The organism is Stenotrophomonas terrae, assembly GCF_001431465.1.
GTDB lineage: Bacteria > Pseudomonadota > Gammaproteobacteria > Xanthomonadales > Xanthomonadaceae > Stenotrophomonas > Stenotrophomonas terrae.
Map to the genome: position 1 here is coordinate 14940 of NZ_LDJJ01000055.1, position 23352 is coordinate 38291.

The window sequence follows — 23352 nt, forward strand, 5'->3', positions numbered from 1 at the left end:
CTCAGCTCACGACAGGCGCCGACAAGGCGCCTGTTGCGTTTGCGGACCTGCGACGCCCTCGCCCGCAAGCCAGATCAAGCCCAACGAGGCGACGCGGGCGCATCTGGTAAAATTCGCGGTTCATGTCGCCTATTACCTACCCCAACCCGCCGCTGCCCCGTTCGGGCCAGCTCCGCGCCTGGTGGCGCGCCCCGGCTTCCAGCAGCGCCCTGGCCTGGCATGTCGCCTGCGCCGCGCAGGCGCATGACAAGCCGTTGCTGCTGGTTACCCGCGACAACCAGAGCGCGCATCAGCTGGTGGCTGACCTGCAGACCCTGCTGGGGGCGGACAGCCCGCTGCCGGTGGTGCCGTTCCCGGATTGGGAGACGTTGCCCTACGACCAGTTCAGCCCGCACCCGGACATCATTTCGCAGCGCCTTGCCGCCCTGCACCGCTTGCCGGCGCTGAAGCAAGGCATCGTGGTGCTGCCGGTGCAGACCCTGCTGCAGCGGCTGGCGCCGCTGAGCTACATCGTCGGCGGCAGCTTCGACCTGAAGGTAGGCCAGCGCCTGGACATGGACGCTGAAAAGCGCCGCCTGGAAAGCGCCGGCTACCGCAATGTCGCGCAGGTGATGGACCCGGGTGATTTCGCCGTGCGTGGCGGCCTGCTCGATGTCTACCCAATGGGTGCCGATGCGCCGCTGCGCATCGAGCTGCTGGACGAGGATATCGACTCGATCCGTGAGTTCGACCCGGAATCGCAGCGTTCACTTGAAAAAGTGACCGCAGTGAAGATGCTGCCCGGTCGCGAAGTACCAATGGACGAGGCCAGCCTCAACAAGGTGCTGGCTACGCTGCGCGAACGCTTCGATGTGGATACGCGGCGCAGCCCGCTTTACCAGGATCTGAAGGCCGGCCTGCTGCCTTCGGGCATCGAGTACATGCTGCCGCTGTTCTTCAACCAGACCGCGACCTTGTTCGACTACCTGCCCGCCGGTTTCATGACCGTGCTCGGCAGCGGCGTCGGCGAAGCCTCCGATGCGTTCTGGCTGCAGACCAACAGCCGCTACGAACAACGCCGCCACGATATCGAACGGCCGCTGCTGCCGCCGGAAGAGATCTACCAGTCGCCGGACAAGCTGCGCGAACAGTTCAACAAGCTGCCGCGGGTGGAAGTGTGTGCCGCCGATCATCCGCGCGCCGCGGAAGCGCAGCCGCTGGGCGACCAGCCGCTGCCGCCATTGCCGGTCGCGGCCAAGGATGCACCTGCCGCACAGGCGCTGAAGTCCTTCATCGAACACTACCCGGGCCGGGTGCTGATCGCAGCCGATTCGCCGGGACGGCGTGAAGCCTTGCTGGAGGTGCTGCAGGCGGCCGAGTTGCGGCCTGAGGTTGTGGCCAGCTTCAACGACTTCCTCCCTTCCCCCATTGGCGGAAGGTGGCCTGAAGGGTCGGATGGGAGTAAGGCTGCTGGCAAAAGCTCGAGCAAGAACGCCCTCTCCCCAGCCCCTCTCCCGAAGGGAGAGGGGCTCAGCCGGTTTGCCATTACCGTTGCGCCGCTGGATGACGGCTTTGCGCTCAGCGAGCCGGCGCTTGCCGTGCTTACCGAGCGCCAGCTGTTCCCCGAGCGGGCCGGTCAGGCGCGGCGTACGCGGCGCGCGGGGCGTGAGCCCGAGGCGATCATCCGCGACCTGGGTGAGCTGACCGAAGGTGCGCCCATCGTCCATGAAGATCATGGTGTCGGCCGCTACCGTGGTTTGATCGCGATGGATGTCGGCGGCATGCCCGGCGAATTCCTCGAGATCGAATATGCCAAGGGCGACCGCCTGTATGTGCCGGTCGCACAGCTGCACCTGATCAGCCGTTACTCCGGTGCCTCGCCGGAAACCGCGCCGCTGCACTCGCTCGGTGGCGAGCAATGGGCCAAGGCCAAGCGCAAGGCCGCCGAAAAGGTCCGCGACGTCGCCGCCGAGCTGCTGGAAATCCAGGCCCGCCGACGCGCCCGCGCCGGTTTGGCGCTGGAGATCGACCGCTCCATGTACGAACCCTTCGCCGCCGGTTTCCCGTTCGAGGAAACCGCCGACCAGCAGGCCGCGATCGAAGCCACCCTGCGCGACCTGCAGTCCAGCCAACCGATGGACCGCGTGGTCTGCGGTGACGTGGGCTTCGGCAAGACCGAGGTTGCACTGCGCGCCGCATTCGCTGCGGCCAGCGGCGGCAAGCAGGTTGCAGTGCTGGTGCCGACCACCTTGCTGGCCGAACAGCACTACCGCAACTTCCGCGACCGTTTCGCCGATTACCCGCTGCGGGTGGAAGTGCTGTCGCGCTTCAAGAGCACCAAGGAAATCAAGGCCGAGCTGGACAAGGTCGCCGAAGGCACCATCGATGTGATCATCGGCACCCACCGCCTGCTGCAGCCAGACGTGAAGTTCAAGGACCTGGGCCTGGTCATCGTCGATGAAGAGCAGCGTTTTGGCGTGCGCCAGAAGGAAGCGCTCAAGGCGATGCGCGCCAACGTGCATCTGCTCACGCTCACCGCCACGCCGATTCCGCGTACCTTGAACATGGCCATGGCCGGGCTGCGCGATCTGTCCATCATCGCCACCCCGCCGCCGAACCGGCTGGCGGTCAAGACCTTCATCACCGCCTGGGACAACGCGCAGCTGCGCGAAGCCTTCCAGCGTGAGTTGTCGCGTGGTGGCCAGCTGTACTTCCTGCACAACGATGTCGAAAGCATGGGCCGCATGCAGCGCGAGCTGTCCGAGCTGGTGCCCGAGGCCCGCATCGGCATGGCGCATGGGCAGATGCCCGAGCGCGAGCTGGAACGGGTGATGCTGGATTTCCAGAAGCAGCGTTTCAACGTGCTGCTGGCCAGTACCATCATCGAGTCGGGTATCGACATCCCCAACGCCAACACCATCATCATCAACCGTGCTGACCGCTTCGGTTTGGCGCAGCTGCATCAGCTGCGTGGCCGCGTCGGCCGCTCGCATCATCGTGCCTACGCCTACCTGCTGGTGCCGGACAAACGCTCGATCACCCCCGATGCGCAGAAACGCCTGGATGCCATCGCATCGATGGACGAGCTGGGTGCCGGCTTCACCCTGGCCACCCACGATCTGGAAATCCGCGGTGCCGGCGAACTGCTCGGCGAGGACCAGAGCGGGCAGATGGCCGAGATCGGCTTCAGCCTGTACACCGAGCTGCTGGAACGCGCGGTGCGCTCGATCAGGTCCGGCAAGCTGCCCGACCTGGATGCCGGTGAAGAACCGCGCGGTGCCGACGTCGAGCTGCATGTGCCGGCATTGATTCCGGAAGACTATCTGCCCGACGTGCACACCCGCCTGACCTTGTACAAGCGCATCAGCTCGGCGCGCGACAGCGAACGCCTGCGCGAGCTGCAGGTGGAAATGATCGATCGTTTCGGTCTGTTGCCGGATCCGGTCAAGCACCTGTTCGCCATCGCCGAGCTCAAGCTGCAAGCCAACGAGCTGGGCATCCGCAAGCTGGAGCTGGGCGAGAACGGTGGCCGCATCGTGTTCGACAGCAAGCCCAACATCGATCCGATGGTGGTGATCCAGCTGATCCAGAAGCAGCCCAAGCTCTACCAGATGGATGGCCCGGACAAACTGCGTATCAAGCATCCGTTGCCGGAAAGTGCCGACCGTTTCAACGCCGCACGCGCCTTGCTGACCACGTTGCATCCGGCAAACGCCTGAATAAATCAACTCGTAAAGATTGCGTGAAGATAAAAGGGCGTTGAAAATAACGCCCCCTCTCTTACGCTCCCAGCCGTTCCCCACACGGCTCGGCAATCATGTTGACCATCACCACGCCCGTGGGCCTGTCGCTTCCACCCGAGGACAGCTCCTGTGCCATCGACGTATTGGCAGCTGCGCTCGATCAGCGCGACAGCTACACCGACCACCATTGCGATCGCGTCTCCCAGCTTGCCCAGGCCATGGGCCAGCGCTGCGAACTGTCCGAGGAACGCATCGGCCACCTTGTGCTCGCCGCGCGCTTCCACGATGTCGGCAAGATCGGCATTCGCGACGAAGTGCTGCTCTACCCGGGCAAGCTCGACGACAACAAGATGGATGCCATGCGCTCGCATCCGGAACGCGGCGCGCGGCTGTTTGCCGCCACCGGCCGCAGCGATGCCAAAGCCGTGGCCACGCTGATCCGCCATCACCACGAAGCCTGGGATGGCAGCGGTTATCCGCATGGCCTGCAGGGCGAAGACATCCCGTTGGAATCACGCATCCTGACCATCGTCGATGGCTTCGATGCGATGACCTCGCAGCGCCCCTATCGCGATGCGATGGCCACCCAGCGCGCGGTTGAGATCCTCGCCAATGATCGCGGCCGGCTGATCGACCGCCGCTTGTTCAGCGAATTCATGGGCCTGCTGCGCGGCGATCCTGCGCCGGCGGCCTGAGCACTCGCATCACAGCACCGGCGACATCATCGCTATCGCGTTCTGCACCAGACGCGTGGTCAAGGGCCACGCCGTCACCTGGCTCAACAGTACCGGCTCGGATACCGACAAATACGCTTCCTGCCGCTGCACCAGCGCAGCAGTCACCGTGAGGTCGGCGATCAACAGATTGTTCTCGAAGTTCAGCTCAAGACTGCGACGGTCCATGTTGGCCGAGCCTATCAAGGCGATCTCGCCGTCCACGGTCAACGATTTTGCGTGCAGCAGGCCCAAGGGATATTCGTGGATCTCCGCCCCGGATTGCAGCAGATCGGCGTAAGTACTGCGGCTGCTCTGTCCCACCAGCCAGGAATCGTTGCGCTTGGGCAGGATCAGCCGCGTGCGCACGCCGCGCCGCGGTGCCGCACAGAGCGCACGTAGCAGCGCTTCGTCCGGCACGAAGTACGGTGTACTTATCACCAGCTCACTTCGCGCCGCATAGATGCAGGCCACAAACATGTCGGCCATCGCATTGGCGCGGGTAACCGGCCCGGTTTCAAATGCCATGGCCACACAGCCCCGTTCGAACTGCGGTGTTTGAACGGCATCGGCATGAACGTCCAGGCCCTGCTCGCCGGTTTCCGGAATCCAGCCACTGAGGAACAGCCGCTGGATCTGCGCCACCACCGGGCCCTCGCAGCGCAGCAGCAGATCAATCCACGGCGCGTAACGCGGCTTCACCCGGAACTCGGGATCGGCACAGTTCTGGCTGCCGCAATAGGCAATGCGGTTGTCGATGACCACGATCTTGCGGTGATCACGCAGGTCCATGCGGCTGAAAGCCATGTGCTGCAGCCGGGTCAGATCATCCAGGGTGCGCAATAGTTTGACCCCGGCCTGCTGCAGCTGCGTCCAGCGCGGGCTGCTACTGAATGCCCGCGAGCCCAGCGCATCCACCATCACCCTGCAGGCCACGCCGCGCCGTGCTGCAGCGGCAACCGCGTCGGCAACACGGCCGCCGACGCCATCATCCAACCAGATGTAGAACGCGATATGCACGCTCTCCTGCGCCTGCTCGATGTCCTGCAGCAGCTGTTCGATGGCCGCACGGCAATCCTCGGTGGGTGCATCGGCGCGCGGCTGTGCCGCGCCCAGCAACACGATCCGATTGCCCGGCTGTGGCGTGAAGCCATTGATCGACTGGGCCAGCGCAAACAAGGACACCGCCTGGCCAGCAACCTGCGTAACGCCACTGGCCTGCGCATCACCCAGCGCGGACAGGCTGCGTACGGTCTGCTGCAGCCGTCGTGCACGTGCCCGCCCAATGCTGGTTTCACCCAGCAGCAGGTACGCGAGCATGCCCAGCAAGGGCGCCAGCATGATCACCGCCACCCAGGCCGCACGTGATGCGGGGGTGCGATTGGACCGGGTCAGTGCCCGCGCAGCCACCAGCAGATGCGCGACGAACACCAACACGCTCATTGCCCATTGCAGCGGTGCCTGCGGCCAGCCCATCTCAAACAACATGCGCTCTCTCCAGTTACCCAGGTGACGATGTCTGCAGGTTCAATAGCATGCCGGCCGTCCAGCCGGGATCAGCGCGTCTGCCACGCCAACGGTGGATGAACCGTGCGCCGCGGCAAACTGGATCCGCCGCTTTTTTTCACATCTCACAAAGACGCCGCAGCGCCTGCTATGGCGGCAACGGCCGGATGCCCCGGCTGCGAGGAGAACATGATGCACACAATGCGTACAGCACGAATCCTGTTGACCACCGCACTACTGGCAGGCGGTACGTGCCTGGCGCAGGCTGCCCCGCCCGCCGACACCGCCCTGCCAAGCTATACCCAACTGGACAAGGACAAGGACGGCATCGTGACCATGGCCGAGATGGACGTCTATCCGCCTGGCGTCGCCGCGCGCCTGCATCACTGCGACACGAACAAGAACCATCAACTAAGTCAGCACGAATACGCCCAGTGCACGGCCAGCGCTCATGCACCCATGCCAGCCCACAGCATGCCCGGGCCGACACATCCGGTGCATTAAAGCCGTACCCAGGGTGTCTGCGCCAAGGCAGTCCTGAGCAGATCAAGCAAGGCCTGCGACTGCTGCAGCCGCTGTTCGCCGATAGCCGCCAACGGCCAAATGCCCGAGGCATTGAACGCCACCGCACCGCTGAACCGCGACAGCTCCGACAGCCGCACTTCAAGTGGCAACTGCGGCTGTCCCAGCACATCCAAACCCTCCATCAGCAGGCGCTCGGCACTGCCACGCAGCGCCGGGGCCTGCGGCCAATACACCTGCACTCCGTCCCACAACGCCAGGTTCCAGGTTGTGCCTTCGCTGATGCGTCCCTGCGCATCGACAAACAACGCATCGTCGAAACCCTGCTGCAAGGCCTGCCGGCGCAACTGGAACAACGGGAATGTGCCCACGTGCTTGATATGCGCCAACTCACGCTGATACGGCACCGGCAACACCGTGTGCGCCTGCGGCGGAATCTGTGCTGGCGCGCCGATGCCGATCAACACGTCTACCGGTACCGTGCGTAAAGGATTGCGGAAATCGAACTGCCGCGAGAACACCGTGATGCGTACCGAGGCGTCGCCCGCATCCAACTGCAGCAATGCCTGCCGCAACCACGTCAGTACCTGTGGCGCGTCGAGCTCAACGGCAAACAGCTCATGCGTACCCTGTTGCAGACGGGCCTGATGCAAAGCCCAGCCCTGCACCGCATGATCGCGGACCTGCAATGAAGTGAAGTGCCCGTAGTTGACCAGCGCGGCGCTCAATGCGCCGGCATCGGCGAGTTGACCGTTGCAGAACAGCACCGTCATGGCAGCGTCTGTGCCTGTGCCCACATCGCACGCAGTATCTGCGCTGCTGGCGCGCGCCTGGCCATCCATGCCGATTGCCCTGCCCAGGCCTGCATTGCTTCCAGCGTGTTGCTGGTAACGGCCTGGCGGCGCATGCCGGCAGTGAGCCCGCGCTGCACCGGATACGGCTGTGGCGGCGGCGCAGTTGCAGCTTCCGCTGCGCGTACATAGGCGGTTTCCAGCGCCCGCCCGAGCCGACCACTGAAGGCGCGGGTGGCACGCGTGGCTTCCGGTTCGGCCAAGGCCAACGCCTGCTTCCAGGCGGCGGGAATATCGGATTCATCGGCAGCCAGGAACGCGGTGCCCACCTGCACCGCGCTGGCGCCGAGCATCAACGCTGCAGCAACGCCGCGCCCGTCGGCTATGCCACCGGCGGCAATCACCGGTATCTGCAGGCGATCGACCAGACGTGGCAGCAGCGCGAACAAACCAACCGTTTGCCGTTCGGCCTGTGCCGCGTCGAATGCGCCACGGTGGCCACCGGCCTCCATACCCTGCGCAACCACCGCATCGGCGCCGGCCGCCTGCGCCTGCAGCGCCTCATCCAGGGTGGTGACACAGGCAAACCAGGCAATACCGGCCGCATGCAGGCTGTCCACCTGTGCGGGCGAGAACAGGCCCATGATGGTCGAGGCCACCGCCGGGCGCGCAGCAATCAGCGCGTCGAGCTGGGCCTGGAAATCCGCCGGGCCGGCATCGCCGGCGGCCAACGGCACCGGCGGCCCCCACTGTGCAAGAAAATCGCGGGTCGCCGCTTCGGCAGCGGGATCACGCCGTGGCGCCGGATCCGGCACCCATAGATTGACCTGTGCCGGGCCCTGCGACTGCTGGGCGAAGGCCTCCATCCATTGGCTGATCTGTTCGGGCGTGGACAGCACCGCGCCCATCGCGCCCATGCTGCCGGCATTGGCCACAGCGACCGACAATGGCAGCGGACAGGCGCCGGCCATCGGCGCCAACAGGATCGGCAGTTCAAGACCAAAGCGCTGACAGAACGCCTCGGTGCGGGCGGAGATGATCGCGTTGTGCATGGCGGTGACTGTGCCGCCGGGGCCGGCCCCAACTCAAGCAAGCGAGAGGGCGTAGCGACGCACCAGCTGGCAGTCCAACTCTTGGTTGAAAGTGGAGGTCACATACTGGCCGTCATCGGCAGTGAAATCCACCTGCAAAAGCGAGCGGCCGATGCCGACGCCCGCTTCTTCCAGCGCAGGCGCCATTGCGGCGCCCGCGCGGGTGAACTTGCCGCAGGCCGCACAAACGGCGTTCTGCGGCAAGCAGCGCTTCACCCAAGCGCGATCAACGGAACGGCAGGCCGCCCTTGCCACCCATGGCGCCGAGCATGCCCTTCATGTTGCGCATCATGCCCTTCATGCCGCCACCGGCCAGCTTGCCCATCATCTTTTCCATCTGCATGTACTGCTTCATCAGCTTGTTGACGTCGGCCGGCTGGGTGCCGGAGCCGCGCGCGATGCGGGCACGACGCGAACCATTGAGCAGGCCCGGGTTGCGCCGCTCCTTCTTGGTCATCGAGCCGATGATGGCGATCATGCGCGGCACTTCCTTGCTCTGGCTGACCTGCGCCTTGAGGTGCTCGGGGATCTGCCCCAGGCCCGGCAGTTTGTCCATCAGGCCACCGATGCCGCCCATGTTCTGCATCTGTTCCAGCTGGTCGCGCATGTCGTTCAGATCGAACTTCTTGCCCTTGGCGACCTTCTCGGCCAGCTTCTGCGCCTTGTCCTTGTCGACCTGCTGCTCGACCTGCTCCACCAGCGACAGCACGTCGCCCATGTCCAGGATGCGGCTGGCAACGCGCTCGGGGTGGAACACGTCCAGGCCGTCGACCTTTTCACCGGTACCGGTGAACTTGATCGGCTTGCCGGTGATGTAGCGCACGCTCAGCGCGGCACCGCCACGAGCGTCGCCATCGGTCTTGGTCAGCACCACGCCGGTCAGCGGCAACGCCTCACCGAAGGCCTTGGCGGTGTTGGCCGCGTCCTGGCCGGTCATGGCGTCGACCACGAACAGGGTTTCGGCCGGGTTGACCGCAGCGTGCAGGGCCTTGATCTCGGCCATCATCGCTTCGTCGATGGCCAGGCGGCCGGCGGTATCGACCAGCAGCACGTCGACGAACGACTTGCGCGCGTCATCGATGGCAGCGCGCACGATGTCGACCGGCTTCTGCTCCGGGCTGGACGGGAAGAACAGCACGTCGACCTGCTCGGCCAGGGTCTTCAACTGCTCGATGGCGGCCGGACGGTAAACGTCGGCGGAGACCACCATCACCTTCTTCTTGCGCTTTTCCTTCAGGTGCTTGGCCAGCTTGCCCACCGTGGTGGTCTTGCCCGCACCCTGCAGACCCGCCATCAGGATGATGGCCGGCGCCGGCACATTGAGGTTCAGGTCGGTGGCCTGCGAGCCCATCACCGCAGTCAGCTCGTCGCGCACGACCTTGATCAGGGCCTGGCCCGGGGTCAGCGATTTGAGGACTTCCTGGCCGACCGCGCGGACCTTGATCTTCTCGATCAGCGCCTGCACCACCGGCAGGGCGACATCGGCCTCGAGCAGGGCGATGCGCACCTCGCGGGTGGCCTCGCGGATGTTTTCCTCAGTCAGGCGGCCGCGCCCACGCAGGCGCTCGATGGTGCCGGAAAGGCGCTGGGTCAGTGACTCGAACATGCGGCGGAACCTGCGGAAATCGTGGAAACAGAGATGGCAAGTATAGCGGCCAGTCGCCATCGCCGCCGGTTCACGTCGCCAGCGGCGGGCCCGTATGCGAAACTGCATCGATGACAATCGTTCTCATCGCCGCCCTACTCTATCTGGTGTCCACCGCCCTGCTGGTCCGCGGGCTGGCTGGGGACGGCAGCCCACCGCCGCGTAACTGGCTGCCAACGGCCATCGGCGCGGTGCTGCTGCACGCCGGCTACCACCTGCTGGTGGCGCTGAAAACCGCCGGCGGGCCGGACATGCACTTCTTCGCGGCATTGTCCCTGGTCGGCCTGGGCATGGCGGCGTTGACCACCGTGGTCGGCGCACGCGGGCGGATGTCGGCGCTGGGCGTAGTGGTATTCCCGATGGCGGCGATCCTGCTGTTGGCCTACCACGGCTACGGCCATGCGCCGAGCAAGCTGCTCGGCTGGCGCCTGGCCACCCACGCCTGGCTTGCCCTGCTGGCCTACGCCACGCTGAGCGTGGCGGCCCTGCTGGCGATCATGCTGTGGCTGCAGGAGCGGGCCTTGCGCCGCCGCGACTTCCGCCCCTGGTTGCGCGCCCTGCCGCCGCTGGCCGATCTTGAGACCCTGCTGTTCCGCACCATCACGGTCGGCTTCTGCCTGCTGACCCTGACCCTGCTGACCGGCGTGCTGTTTGTCGACAACCTGCTGGCGCAGAAGCTGGTGCACAAGACCGTGCTCAGCGTGCTGTCGTGGATCGTCTTCGGCACTTTGTTGATTGGCCGCCGCCGTTACGGCTGGCGCGGCAGCAAGGCCGTGCACTGGACCCTGACCGCGATGGCATTGCTGTTGCTGGCCTTCTTCGGCAGCCAGTTCGTGATCGAGCTGGTGCTGGGCCGCGGCTGAGCCTGTAGTGCCGAGCCATGCTCGGCAGGGGGCATTACCAACAAAACCGACTGTAGGAGCGGCGTAAGCCGCGAAGCCGGTAATCGATCCGATCCGAAGATGGATGCAGTTTCATTGCTGCGGGCTTCGCGGCTTACGCCGCTCCTACAAATGCCAGCATAGAATGCCGGCGAATTGAGACATTGCTGGGAACGCCTCTGCCGAGCATGGCTCGGCACTACAGTTGAAGCCCCACCACCGCCCCTCACTCCATCGCTGCTTCCAGGGCCTGCGACAGCCGCTCCACTGCGATCACTTCCATTCCCTTCACCGCGCCGGCCTTGGGTGCATTGGCCTTGGGCACGATCGCGCGCTTGAAACCATGCGTTGCGGCCTCGCGCAGGCGGTCCTCGCCGTTCGGTACCGGCCGGATCTCGCCGGACAAACCCACTTCGCCAAAGGCTATGGTCTTCTCTGCCAAGGGCCGGTCCTGCAGCGAGGACAGCACCGCCAGCAGCACCGGCAGATCCACCGCGGTCTCCTGCACGCGGATACCGCCGACCACATTGACGAACACGTCCTGGTCGCCGACCAGAACACCGCCATGGCGGTGCAGCACCGCCAGCAGCATCGCCAAGCGGTTCTGCTCCAGGCCCACCGCCACCCGCCGTGGATTGGACAGCGGCGAGGAATCGACCAGCGCCTGCACTTCCACCAACAACGGGCGGGTGCCTTCGCGGGTCACCATCACGCAGCTGCCGGGCTGGCGGGTGCTGCCACCGGACAGGAAGATCGCGGATGGATTGGGGACTTCCTTCAAACCCTTTTCGCCCATCGCGAACACGCCCAGCTCATTGACCGCGCCGAAGCGGTTCTTGAACGCGCGCAGGATGCGGAAGCGGCTGCCGCTTTCACCTTCGAAATAAAGCACCGCATCGACCATGTGCTCCAGCACGCGCGGGCCGGCGATACCGCCCTCCTTGGTGACGTGGCCGACCAGGAACACGGCGGTGCCGGTTTCCTTGGCAAAGCGCACCAGCCGCGCCGCGCTCTCGCGCACCTGGCTGACCGAGCCCGGCGCGGCGGTCAGCGCTTCGGTCCACAGCGTCTGTACCGAGTCGGCGACGATCAACTTGGGCTTTGACTTCATCGCATGCTGCAGGATGTTTTCCACACCGGTTTCGGCCAGTGCATTGATGCCTTCCAGTGGCAGATCCAGGCGCACCGCGCGGCCGGCCACCTGCGAAAGCGACTCCTCACCGGTGACGTACAGCACCGGCAGCGTGCCGGCCATCTTGGCCACGGCCTGCAGCAGCAAGGTTGATTTGCCGATGCCCGGATCACCACCGACCAGCACCACCGCACCCTCCACCAGACCGCCGCCCAGCACCCGGTCGAACTCGCCGATGCCGGTGGACACGCGCAGATGTTCGGTCTGCTGCACGTCCTTAAGTGCGGTGATCTGGGGCGCTTCCACCTTGCCGGCCCAACCGCTGCGGCGCGACGCCGGCGCCTTTGCGGCGGCCGCGGTTTCCAGCACGATCTCACTGAGCACGTTCCAAACGCCGCACTCGGTACACTGCCCCTGCCACTTGCTGTACTCGGCGCCGCATTCACTGCAGACGTAGGCGCTGCGGGTCTTGGCCATGGAAATTCCTATCTGCGTTAGCGACGCAGGATAGCCCACCGATGTCGCAAAGGCTGCGACAACTAAAGTCCCTGCCACCGCTGCCGCTATGCAAGCGGGGCTTTGCCCCGTCTCGACGTTCCAGGAATTCGCATGATTGGCAGTTACAACCAGAGCCTCGTTGTCGTCTCGTTGCTGGTGGCGATACTTGCCGCCTACACCGCTCTGGACATGTCCGCGCGCGTGGCCAACAGCCAGAGTCGGCGTGCGGCGCGCATCTGGCTGGTGGGCGGCGCAGCCGCCATGGGACTGGGCATCTGGTCGATGCACTTCATCGGCATGCTCGCCTTCAAGCTGCCAATCCCGGTGGGCTACGACCTGCTGCTCACCGGCTGCTCGCTGGCGGCCTCCGTCGCGGCGTCCATGTATGCGCTGTGGCTGGTGTCACGGCAGCGCCTGTCGGCCGGGCGCCTGCTGGCCGGCGCGGTGCTGATGGGCCTGGGCATCGCCGCCATGCACTACATCGGCATGGCGGCAATGCGGATGCAGCCGGGGATCGACTACGACCCATGGTGGTTCAGCGCCTCGCTGCTGATCGCCATCGGTGCTTCGGCTGCCGCATTGTGGATAGCGCAGCGCCTACGCCATCAGCAGAAACGGCTGATGCCAATGCGTCTGCTGGCTTCGCTGGTGATGGGCGTGGCCATTGTCGGCATGCATTACACCGGCATGGCCGCCGCGCGTTTTCCTGCCGGTGCCATGTGCGGCGCCATCAGCGATGGCGGGCTGGATACCCACCTGCTTGCCGGCCTGGTCATCGTCACCACCATCGCCACCCTGACAGTCGCGCTGCTGGCCTCGGTTTTCGACGGACAGATGCGCCTGCGCACCGGCCTGTTGGCCCATTCACTGGCCAACGCCAACGAAAAACTGGTGCAGGCCGCCCTGCATGATCCGTTGACCCAACTGCCCAATCGCGTCCTGCTGCAGGACCGTATCGAGCGTGCCATCGAAAAGGCTGCGCGCCGTGAATTCGGGCTGGCGCTGATGTTCTGCGACCTGGACGGCTTCAAGAACGTCAACGATGCCTACGGCCACCAGCTCGGCGACCGCCTGCTGGTGCAGTTCAGCAGGCGGGTCAATGCGCTGCTGCGCAGCCAGGACACCTTTGCCCGGCTCGGCGGCGACGAATTCGTGATCGTGATGGCCATCGATTCACCCGATGACGCTGCCTTGATGGCCGAGCAGATCAGTACCGCCATCAACGAGCCATTCCTGATCGACAACGCCGAGCTGCTGGTCAGCACCAGCATCGGCATCGCCCTGTACCCCGAGGATGCCAGCAGCGAACGCGAGCTGATGGCGCATGCCGATGCGGCGATGTACCACGTCAAGCAGAGTGGGCGGAACGGCCATGCGTTCTTCACCTCGACCATGCAGGCCGGCACCCGCCAGCGCCTGCGCCTGCTGCAGGACCTGCGCCGCGCCATCGTCCGCAACGAACTGCTGCTGCACTACCAGCCCAAGTTCCCGGCCGGTGGAAGCCGTGCCAACGGTGCGGAAGCGCTGCTGCGCTGGAACCACCCGGAGTTGGGCATGCTGTCACCGGATGTGTTCATTCCCATCGCCGAGCGCAGTGGCCTGATCATCCCCATCGGCGAATGGGTGCTGGATGCTGCCTGCGCTCAGCTGCGCGCCTGGCACGATGCCGGCAATGCGGACTGGTCGATGGCGGTCAATCTGTCGCCGCTGCAGTTCGCCTCGCCAACCCTGGTGGAGAGCGTACGCGGTGCACTGCAGCGGCACGCCCTGGACCCTCGCCAGCTGACCCTGGAAGTAACCGAAAGCACCGCGATGAAGGATGTGGACGCCAGCCTGCAGATGCTCGAAGCCCTGACCGCGATGGGCGTGCGCATTGCCATCGATGACTTCGGCACCGGCTATTCCAGCCTGCTCTACCTCAAGCGCATGCCGGCCACCGAGCTGAAGATAGACCGCGCCTTTGTACGCGATCTTGAACACAACGCCGAAGACGCGGCGATTGTGTCTTCGATCATCGCGCTGGGGCGTTCGCTGCAGTTGCAGGTGGTAGCCGAAGGCGTGGAAACCGAGGCCCAACGCGAGTTCCTCGGCGCGCTGGGTTGCGATGTACTGCAGGGCTACCACCTCGGCCGGCCAATGGCAGCAGCCGAGTTCGTCAGCTGCAACAGCTGAAGCGCACGCCTTTTTTTGTAGGAGCGGCGTAAGCCGCGAAGCTGGTGGATCACCAGATCCCGGGGCAATGATCTCGGAATGGTCATCGGCTTCGCGGCTTACGCCGCTCCTACGAATGTCATCGGCCGATGCAGTGCCGGGAAGGCTTCTGCCGAGCATGGCTCGGCACTACACAAAAGAATCGGCAAGGGCTTTCCCAAAATTTCGTCAGCGGGTTGTAGGAGCGGCGTCAGCCGCGAAGCTGGTGGATCAACAGATCCCTGGGAAACGATCACGGAACGGACGTCAGCTTCGCGGCTTACGCCGCTCCTACAAATGTCGTCGGCCTATGCATTGCGGGGAAAGCTTCTGCCGAGCATGGCTCGGCACTACATAAAAGAAAAACAAAGGCCGCCTTGCGGCGGCCTTTGCTGTACATCAAGCGATCAAACCGCTCAGTGCATCATGTGGTGATTCATGTTCCACATGACCCACAGTGTGCCCAGCACGATGATGCCGATCACCACCAGGGTGAACATGCCGGCATTGACGTTCCAGCGGGCAGCCGAGGAGCGGTCCAGGTGCAGGAAGAACACCAGGTGCACCAGCAACTGCAGGATGCCTGCAACCACCACCACCGCACCGGTGGCGAAGGTCGACATGCCACCGCTCATCACCACCCAGAACGGGATGATGGTGAGCACCGCGGCCAGCACGAAGCCGATCAGGTAAGACTTGACGCTGCCGTGGCTTTCGCCAGCGGCACCGTGTGCATGATTGTCATGTGCGGACATTACATCGCTCCCGACAGATAAACGACAGAGAACACGCCAATCCAGACCAGATCCAGGAAGTGCCAGAACAGGCTCAGGCACGCCATGCGGGTCTTGTTGCGCGGGGTCAGGCCATCCTGCTTGAGCTGGATGAACATCACCGCCAACCACAGCAGACCGGCGGTCACGTGCAGACCGTGGGTACCGACCAGGGCGAAGAACGCCGACAGGAAGGCACTCTTGTCCGGGCCGTGGCCGTTATGGATCAGGTGGTTGAACTCCCAGATTTCCATGCCCATGAAGCCGGCACCCAGCAGCCAGGTGATGGCCAGCCAGAAGAACATCAGGCCCTTCTTGGACTGGTGCATGGCGATCATGCCCAGCCCGAAGGTCAGCGAGGACACCAGCAGCAGCGCGGTTTCCCATGCCACGAACGGCAGTTCGAACAGGTCCTTCGGACCCGGGCCACCATTGGTGCCACCGGACAACACAACGTAGGTCACGAACAGGGTGGCGAAGATGAGCAGATCGCTCATCAGGTACACCCAGAAACCGAAGACGGTGTTCTCGCTGGTGTCGTGATGCTCGTGATGATCATCGCCATGGCCCGCCGCGTGAGCGGCGGTACCGTGGGTCATCGTGTGGGCGTTCGTGCTCATGCCTTCACCTCGGTCTTCACCAAGCCCTGAGCTTCCAGGTGCTTACGGTGCTCGTTCTCGATACGTTCCACTTCAGCAGCCGGCACCCAGTAATCCACGTCCTTGTCGAAGGTACGGTAGATGAAGGTGGCGATCATGCCGACCAGGCCGATGATGGCCAGCAACCAGATGTGCCAGACCATCGCAAAACCCAGCACCAGGCTGAACGCGCCGATGACAACGCCGGTGCCGGTGTTCTTCGGCATGTGGATGTCGCTGTACTTGGCCGGCTTCTGCCAGGCTTCGCCGCGCTGCTTGCGGTGCCAGAATTCGTCCAGCTCCTCACCCTTGGGCAGGGTGGCGAAGTTGTAGAACTGCACCGGGGAAGCGGTTTCCCACTCCAAGGTACGGGCATCCCACGGATCGCCGGTGAGGTCGACATTCTTCTTGCGGTCGCGGATGGACACGGCGATCTGGATCACCTGGCACAGGATGCCCACGGCGATGATCGCAGCACCGATGGCGGCAACGATGAAGAACGGCTGGTAGTCCATGTTCGGGTAGCTCTGCATACGACGCGTAGCACCCATGAAGCCCAGTGCGTACAGCGGCATGAAGGCCACGTAGAAGCCGATGAACCAGCCCCAGAACGCGCGCTTGCCCCAGGTTTCATTCAAGGTGAAGCCGAACATCTTCGGCCACCAGTAAGTGATACCAGCAAACATGCCGAACACCACGCCGCCGATGATGACGTTGTGGAAGTGGGCAATCAGGAACAGCGAGTTGTGCAGCACGAAGTCGATGGCCGGGATCGCCAGCATCACGCCGGTCATGCCGCCGATGGTGAAGGTGACCATGAAGCCGATGGTCCACAACACCGGCGAGGTGAAGTGCACGCGGCCGCGGTACATCGTGAACAGCCAGTTGAAGATCTTCACGCCGGTCGGGATCGAGATGATCATCGTCGTGATGCCGAAGAAGGCATTGACGTTGGCACCCGAGCCCATGGTGAAGAAGTGGTGCAACCACACCAGGAACGACAGCACACCGATCGCACAGGTGGCGTAGACCATGCCCTTGTAGCCGAACAGGGTCTTGCGCGAGAACGTGGCGATCACTTCAGAGAACACACCAAATGCCGGCAGCACCAGGATGTAGACCTCCGGGTGACCCCAGATCCAGATCAGGTTGATGTACAGCATGGCGTTGCCGCCACCATCGTTGGTGAAGAAGTGCGTACCCAGGTAACGATCCAGGGTCAGCAGCACCAGGGTGATGGTCAGCACCGGGAACGCAGCGATGATCAGCAGGTTGGTGACCAGGGCGGTCCAGCTGAACACCGGCATGTGCATCAGCTTCATGCCCGGGCTACGCATCTTGAGGATGGTGATGAAGAAGTTGATACCGCTCAGCGTGGTACCCAGGCCGGAGACCTGCAGCGCCCAGATGTAGTAATCCATACCTACGCTTGGACTGTATTCCAACCCTGACAAGGGCGGGAACGCCAGCCAACCGGTCGCGGCGAACTCACCGATCCACAGCGAGATCATCATCAGGCCACAGCCTGCGACGAACAGCCAGAAGCTCAGCGAGTTCAGGAACGGGAAGGCAACGTCGCGCGCACCAATCTGCAGCGGCACCACCAGGTTCATCAAACCGGTGATCAGCGGCATGGCCACGAAGAAGATCATGATCACGCCGTGGGCGGTGAAGATCTGATCGTAGTGGTGGGGCGGCAGATAGCCTTCGGCGCCACCGGCGGCAACCGCCTGCTGGGCACGCATCATGATCGCGTCGGAGAAGCCGCGCAGCAGCATCACGAACGCCACGATCAGGTACATCGCGCCGATCTTCTTGTGGTCCACCGAGGTGAACCACTCCTTCCACAGGTAGCCCCACAGCTTGAACTTGGTGACCGCGGCTACAACAGCCAGGCCGCCCAGCATCGCGCCGATGAGGGTGGAGAGCACGATGGGATCGTGCGGCAGTGAATCAAGAGAGAGTTTTCCAAGCATCGTCATTCTCCCGAGGTGCCGTGGCCGGCATGTGCGGCTTCGGCGGGCTCGTTGGCATTGTGACCGGCGTGGCCGTCAGCCTCGGCGGCAGCAGCAGGAGCAGCGTGGCTCATCGCCGCGTGGTCCATTGCGTCATGGCCCATGGCAGCATGGTCCATGGCTTCAGCCTGCATCGCCCCGTGGCCTGCGCCCTCGTGCGACATCTTCTTGCCATCGTGCTTCATGCCGAAGTGGTGGTTCTCACCGGCGTGCTTGGCAATGATGGCGTCGAACAGGCCTTTTTCGGTGCTGCCGTAATAGGTCACCGGGTACCAGTCGTGGTTCTTCTCGGCGCCCAGTTCGGCGAAGGACTTCTGGTCCAGCACCTTGGCGTCGCCGCGAACCTTGGCCAACCAGGCCTGGTATTCCTCGTTGCTCACCGCATGCGCGGTGAAATGCATCTTGCTGAAGCCGGCGCCGCTGTAATGCGAGGACAGGCCTTCATAGCTGCCAGCTTCGTTGGCAACCAGATGCAGCTTGGTCTCCATGCCGGCCATCGAGTAGATCATGCTGCCCAGATGCGGAATGAAGAACGCGTTCATCACCGTATCGGCGGTGATCTTGAAGTTCAGCGGAGCGTCGACCGGGAAGGTCAGCTCGTTGACCACGGCGATGTTCTCTTCCGGGTAGACGAACAGCCACTTCCAGTCCAGCGAGATCGCTTCGATCACCACCGGCTTGGTATCGGACTCCAGCGGCTTGTACGGATCCAGCGCATGCGAAGAACGCCAGGTCAGCACAGCCAGGACCAGGATGATCATGCACGGGATCGACCAGACCACCACTTCGATGGCGGTGGAGTGAGACCAGTTGGGCTCGTAACGGGCCTTGGTGTTGGATGCGCGGTACTTCCACGCGAACACCAGCGTCAGCACGATCACCGGAATGACCACCAGCAGCATCAGCACCGTACAGGTGATCAGCAGCGTGAGTTCGTCCCGGGCGATCTGGCCCTTGGGGTCAAACAAGGCCCAGTCGCAGCCCGTCATCATGACGGCCATAGCGACAATAAGGCCCGGACGCAAAAAGCGTCCAAGAGTTTTCAACGGAATCATCGGTCGATCCAATTGCGAGGGAGAGCCGTACCTGGCAAGCCGCTACATGCGAACGCAAACAAGCGCCCGGGGATTGCCCACCGGGGAGACATGTAGGGGGTTGTCAGATTTCAGCGCAGTAATTTTAGGCCTTCACGCACTACTTAAGAAAGGTATTGACAATGATTTCGCGCAGTAAAAGCCGTCATCGGCATGCGACACGTTGTCGCACCTGCGCGCACCTGCAGCGCGCGGCGGCATCTTCGATGCGACTTTGCTGAATACCACTATTTGACAACAGCAACGCGTTCAGCCCCGGTAGCCCGGGTAAGCGCAGCGCACCCGGGAACTCCATCAGCCGATGAGCGAACAACTAACACTGTTGCGGCCATCGTCGGCTCGCAAGCCAGCGGCAGCACCCGGGTGCGCTGCGCTTACCCGGGCTACGAATCACCGGTCTGCTGGGTTTACGGTGCTGCCAGGCCTCGGCGCAGGCAACCTGCGCCGAACCCCTTCACCCCTTCATCCACTGGCTGACACGTTCAGCCAGCATGATCACGGTTGGATTGGTCGCCACCGAGGGCACATCCGGGAAGCTGGACGCATCGGCAACCCGCAGATTGGCGACCCCGCACACCCGCCCCTGGTAGTCGGTAACCGCGTGCGGGTCATCATCGCCGCCCATCGGCGCGGTCGAGGTGGGGTGATGGTAGATGTCCAATGACGTCGGCAATGCCGCTTCCAGCGCCGCTGCCGTCTTCACGGCCGGCCCCGGCACCAGCTCCTGGGCGATGATTTCCGCCAACGGCCCCTGCCCGGCGATGCGCCGGATCATCTGGATACCCTCGACCATCAGCTCCCGGTCTTCCGCTGCGCCAAGTATGTTCAGGTTGATGAGCGGCGCCGTCGCCGGATTGCGATCACGCAGCTTCAGCTGGCCGATCGAGCGCGGCCGGGTGAGCGCCAAGGCCAGCATGAAGATGGCGCCGGTCGGCGAACTGGCCGGATCACCGTAGTGCACCGCGCTGACATGGAAGTCGCCATCGCCCGGGCCACCCTGCGACGAGCGCGCCCACAGGATCGCCCCCACCGGCGGCACTGGCAGCCCCAGCCGATCCGCATGCGCCGCCCACACCGTATAAAAGAACGGATGCTCCTGCAGCCGCTGCCCCACCGGCAGATCGGCCACCACCGCAATCCCCTGCGCGCGCAGATCAGCGGCAGGACCGATACCCGAGCGCAGCAGGATGGCCGGCGTGCCATAGGCGCCTGCCGATAGCACGATCTCGGCGCCGGCAATGCGTTCACCATTGGCCAGGACTACCGCCCTCGCCCGCCCAGCGCTCACCTCGACCCGATCAACCAGGGTGTCGGCAAGAATGTGCAGGTTCGGCCGTGCCCGCACCGCGTCCGACAGATAGGTCATGCCGGTATTGAGCCGCTGGCCCATCCGGTTGTTCATCGGATACGGACCCGCACCGAACGGGCGGTCGCTGTTGAAGTCCTCCACCCGGCCAAACCCCGCTTCCTGCGCCGACGCGACAAAGGCGCGCTGCATGTCGGATATCTCGTCCTCCTGCAGCTGGTGGATCGGCCACGGCCCTGCACGCCCATGGAAGCGCTCGGCACCATGCACGGTGCGCTCACTCTTCTGGAAGAACGGCAAGGTCTCGGCCGGGGTCCAATGCGGCAGACCGGCGGCGGTCCAGCGTTCGAAGTCGGCTGCCGGTGCACGCATCGCCACACCCGCATTCACCGCCGACGAGCCACCGAGCACCTTGCCGCGCGGCGTCGGGATCACCTTGCCAGCCCAACCTAGCTCGGCGCTATAGCCCCAATCATGGGCCGGGTCACCGCCGATGATGCTCTGCAGGCGAATCGCGTCCGGGTACTTGTCCGGCCTATAGGCCGAACCGGCCTCGATCAGCAACACCCGCCGCCACGCATCCTCGCTCAGCCGCCGCGCCAGCACCGCACCGGCCGAACCACCACCGACGATGACGACATCAAAGCCCCGCTCCCCCGCCAGGGAGCGCGCAACCGCGCCAGCGGGCAGCGCCACCGCGGCACCCGCCAGCCCGGCCGCCGCCAGGAACTGACGCCGATCCATGCCGGTCGGCGTTTCATTGAATGTGTTGCCCATGGAGAAAGCTCCCGTTGACGCGCAACAGCGCGGCGGCCTCATCAACGGCGCATGCCAATGCCGCGCTGCTTATGAGAGACGCTCATGATCGGCAGCGCGTTTGGCGGGTAGAAGATGGGGACCGGTCCCGTCACCACGAACACTATGTCCGGAATGTTTTCCTTCGAATCACTCAGCGGCCTGGTCGCGTTCTCGGTCACCGTGAACAGCGGCAGCTTCGCCGCAGCGGGCCGCAAACTGGGCCTGTCGGCCTCGGCAGTAGGCAAGGCCGTGGACCGGCTGGAACTGAAACTGGGCGCCCGCCTGTTCAACCGCAGTACCCGTGCACTCGCCCTTACCAACGAAGGTGAGGTGGTCTTCCGCTACGCGGCGAAGATCCTGAATGATCTGCAGGATGCCCAGAACGAGCTTGCGCAGATCCAGGCCAGCCCGCGCGGCCGGCTCAAGATAAGTGTACCCAGCATCATCGGGCGCCGGATCGTTCTGCCGGCACTGCCTGAATTCCACGCGCAGTTCCCGGACGTGGTGATCGACCTCAGCCTCAACGACCTCAAGGTTGATGTGATTGAAGAACGCTACGACCTGGTGCTACGCCTGGGCGAGCTGGAGGACTCCAGCCTGCAGGCGCGCCGCATCGGCGCCCACAGCTTCACAACCTGCGCCTCGCCGGACTACCTCGCCCGCCACGGCACACCACAAACCGTGCTGGAGCTGCAGCAGCACCACTGTATCCACTACCGTTTTCCGACCACCGGCCGCCAGGAGACCTGGGCTTTCCTGGGCGCAGCCTCCACCCCACCGATCAAGCCCAGCATCGTCCTCGACGACGGCGAAGCCCTGGCCAGCGCGGCACTGGCCGGCCTGGGTATCATCCAGGCGCCCGCCTATCTGGTGAAGGACGATATCGCCAACGGCCGCCTGCAAGCCCTGCTCGGCGGCCACCCCCAGCAACGCGGCAGCATCTGGCTGCTATGGCCGGCAAGGAATGCCCAGGCCCCACGACTGAGAGCGTTCATAGAATTCATCGCTGAACGGGTAGCTGCGCAGCTTGCATGATGCGCCAGCACAGCCATGGCATTGCGGGGGCAGCCGAACGCCGCGCAAAGAAAAGGCCCGCACAAGGCGGGCCTGATCTTGGTGCCGGAAATAGGAATCGAACCTACGACCTACGCATTGATCGGGGCGGGAAAGGTGCCAGCCAGGAATCATTTCTAGAACGTTGGGTCCGTGACCGGAAGCAAGCCCAAGTCGTTCATGTCCATTTCGACTTCATTGGCTCTTTGGATGTGATCCTTGTTTGCCAGGTCAAATGCGTCGTCAACAGAAACCACGATGGAACCATCTGCTGCGGGCAGCACAGATGCGGCCAAAGGCAGCTGTTCTGCGCTCACCTTTTTGGGCACATATGCCATCCACCCCACGCACTTTCGATGCGGGAAAGTGGCGTATTTGGTTTTGTAGTATTGAAATTCCCCCTCTACCTTGTCGTATACATCGGCAAATGCAAACGAGGTCTCCCGTTCTCCTTCCAACACCGCAAGCATGATGTCGGCAACCATTTGAGTGGGATTGGCTTCAACCATGTCTGGGCGATAGACCGAAATGGTCATGTACCCCATTCCAGGCATGAAATCTATCTCGATCAAGCCTGGTTTGCGCTTTGTTCCGTTGTCATTGACCACCGCAGCAGTAAGTGATTCCGACCCCATAAGTTTGGCTCGCTCCTGCAGTCTGGGCAGGACGGCGGCCTCATCTCCAAACGGAATCAGACTCTGTTTGGGAGTGTTTTCACCGCAATACCATTCGTTGTTGCCGGGAATGCGCCGAAGTATTGATAACAGGTGGTGATAGGAGCTGCGAAAGTCGGTCGCTTTTCGCATGCCGATGTCGAAGCGGAGGATCGTAAAAATCATGCTTGAACAACCTGCAGGATGTATGGGGTGTGGAAGCAAGCGAAGGCAACGTCCGGCTGCGGGCCATCCGCTTCTGGCCACCTTCGCATTCCGCCAATGCAAGTTCCCGGAGCGCGTTGGGCTGGAAGCGCTTGCCCCCAAGGCG

At 63.8% G+C, this 23352-nt stretch carries 18 protein-coding genes; 6 read left to right on the forward strand and 12 right to left on the reverse strand.

The annotated features are described in order from the left end of the window. Positions 1-122 precede the first annotated feature (122 nt). A complete protein-coding gene (mfd, locus tag ABB27_RS15455) occupies positions 123-3698 on the forward strand; it encodes a transcription-repair coupling factor (protein WP_057629683.1) in 3576 nt (1191 codons plus the stop codon). Between the two features lie 98 nt (positions 3699-3796). Then, complete coding sequence (locus ABB27_RS15460) at positions 3797-4417, forward strand: HD-GYP domain-containing protein (RefSeq protein WP_057629684.1); 621 nt, start codon at positions 3797-3799, stop codon at positions 4415-4417. A gap of 9 nt (positions 4418-4426) precedes the next feature. Here ABB27_RS15460 and cls read toward each other — a convergent pair whose 3' ends face one another. Beyond that, complete coding sequence (gene cls / locus ABB27_RS15465; RefSeq protein ID WP_057629685.1) at positions 4427-5923, reverse strand: cardiolipin synthase; 1497 nt, start codon at positions 5921-5923, stop codon at positions 4427-4429. A 219-nt stretch (positions 5924-6142) separates the two neighbouring features. Here cls and ABB27_RS15470 point away from each other — a divergent pair, with 219 nt between their 5' ends. After that, complete coding sequence (locus tag ABB27_RS15470) at positions 6143-6445, forward strand: hypothetical protein (protein ID WP_152984621.1); 303 nt, start codon at positions 6143-6145, stop codon at positions 6443-6445. Here ABB27_RS15470 and ABB27_RS15475 read toward each other — a convergent pair. From ABB27_RS15475 to ffh, 4 genes are read right to left on the reverse strand one after another with little or no spacing between them, the layout of a single operon-like run. Then, complete coding sequence (locus tag ABB27_RS15475; protein ID WP_057629687.1) at positions 6442-7236, reverse strand: aminotransferase class IV; 795 nt, start codon at positions 7234-7236, stop codon at positions 6442-6444. The genes ABB27_RS15470 and ABB27_RS15475 overlap by 4 nt on opposite strands. Further along, positions 7233-8306, reverse strand: coding sequence for an NAD(P)H-dependent flavin oxidoreductase (locus tag ABB27_RS15480; protein ID WP_057629688.1), 1074 nt, complete (start codon positions 8304-8306; stop codon positions 7233-7235). Before ABB27_RS15480 ends, ABB27_RS15475 begins: the two co-directional genes overlap by 4 nt. A 33-nt stretch (positions 8307-8339) precedes the next feature. Beyond that, complete coding sequence (locus ABB27_RS15485; protein WP_152984622.1) at positions 8340-8549, reverse strand: hypothetical protein; 210 nt, start codon at positions 8547-8549, stop codon at positions 8340-8342. A gap of 22 nt (positions 8550-8571) precedes the next feature. Next, entirely contained in the window at positions 8572-9951 is a 1380-nt protein-coding gene (ffh, locus tag ABB27_RS15490; RefSeq protein ID WP_057629690.1) for a signal recognition particle protein, read from the reverse strand. Positions 9952-10061: 110 nt separating this feature from the next. Between ffh and ABB27_RS15495 the strand changes: the two genes are divergently transcribed. Continuing rightward, positions 10062-10853 carry a cytochrome C assembly family protein gene (locus ABB27_RS15495; protein ID WP_057629691.1) on the forward strand — a complete coding sequence of 264 codons (792 nt, stop codon included), beginning with the start codon at positions 10062-10064 and terminating at the stop codon, positions 10851-10853. A gap of 244 nt (positions 10854-11097) precedes the next feature. Here the strand turns inward: ABB27_RS15495 and radA are convergent, their stop codons facing one another. Beyond that, positions 11098-12480 (reverse strand): DNA repair protein RadA, encoded by a 1383-nt coding sequence (radA, locus tag ABB27_RS15500; protein WP_057629692.1) that lies wholly within the window; start codon positions 12478-12480, stop codon positions 11098-11100. Between the two features lie 132 nt (positions 12481-12612). Between radA and ABB27_RS15505 the strand changes: the two genes are divergently transcribed. Further along, the gene (locus ABB27_RS15505) at positions 12613-14673 is read left to right on the forward strand and encodes a putative bifunctional diguanylate cyclase/phosphodiesterase (protein WP_057629693.1); all 2061 of its coding nucleotides are present in this window, start codon (positions 12613-12615) and stop codon (positions 14671-14673) included. Positions 14674-15107: 434 nt separating this feature from the next. Here ABB27_RS15505 and cyoD read toward each other — a convergent pair whose 3' ends face one another. The 5 genes from cyoD to ABB27_RS15530 form a co-directional block, all read right to left on the reverse strand. Beyond that, entirely contained in the window at positions 15108-15446 is a 339-nt protein-coding gene (cyoD, locus tag ABB27_RS15510) for a cytochrome o ubiquinol oxidase subunit IV (protein WP_057629694.1), read from the reverse strand. Further along, positions 15446-16084: a cytochrome o ubiquinol oxidase subunit III gene (cyoC, locus tag ABB27_RS15515; protein ID WP_057629695.1), complete on the reverse strand. Its 639-nt coding sequence runs from the start codon at positions 16082-16084 to the stop codon at positions 15446-15448. Before cyoC ends, cyoD begins: the two co-directional genes overlap by 1 nt. Continuing rightward, the gene (cyoB, locus tag ABB27_RS15520) at positions 16081-18078 is read right to left on the reverse strand and encodes a cytochrome o ubiquinol oxidase subunit I (protein WP_057629696.1); all 1998 of its coding nucleotides are present in this window, start codon (positions 18076-18078) and stop codon (positions 16081-16083) included. The genes cyoC and cyoB overlap by 4 nt, the downstream gene beginning before the upstream one ends. Positions 18079-18080: 2 nt before the next feature. After that, positions 18081-19172 (reverse strand): ubiquinol oxidase subunit II, encoded by a 1092-nt coding sequence (gene cyoA, locus ABB27_RS15525; protein WP_057629697.1) that lies wholly within the window; start codon positions 19170-19172, stop codon positions 18081-18083. A 493-nt stretch (positions 19173-19665) separates the two neighbouring features. Beyond that, entirely contained in the window at positions 19666-21294 is a 1629-nt protein-coding gene (locus ABB27_RS15530) for a GMC family oxidoreductase (protein ID WP_083491344.1), read from the reverse strand. Between the two features lie 153 nt (positions 21295-21447). Here ABB27_RS15530 and ABB27_RS15535 point away from each other — a divergent pair, with 153 nt between their 5' ends. Further along, positions 21448-22350, forward strand: coding sequence for a LysR family transcriptional regulator (locus ABB27_RS15535; RefSeq protein WP_211263719.1), 903 nt, complete (start codon positions 21448-21450; stop codon positions 22348-22350). Positions 22351-22505: 155 nt separating this feature from the next. Here ABB27_RS15535 and ABB27_RS15540 read toward each other — a convergent pair whose 3' ends face one another. Then, the gene (locus ABB27_RS15540; RefSeq protein ID WP_057629698.1) at positions 22506-23207 is read right to left on the reverse strand and encodes an Imm52 family immunity protein; all 702 of its coding nucleotides are present in this window, start codon (positions 23205-23207) and stop codon (positions 22506-22508) included. Between the last annotated feature and the right edge of the window lie 145 nt (positions 23208-23352).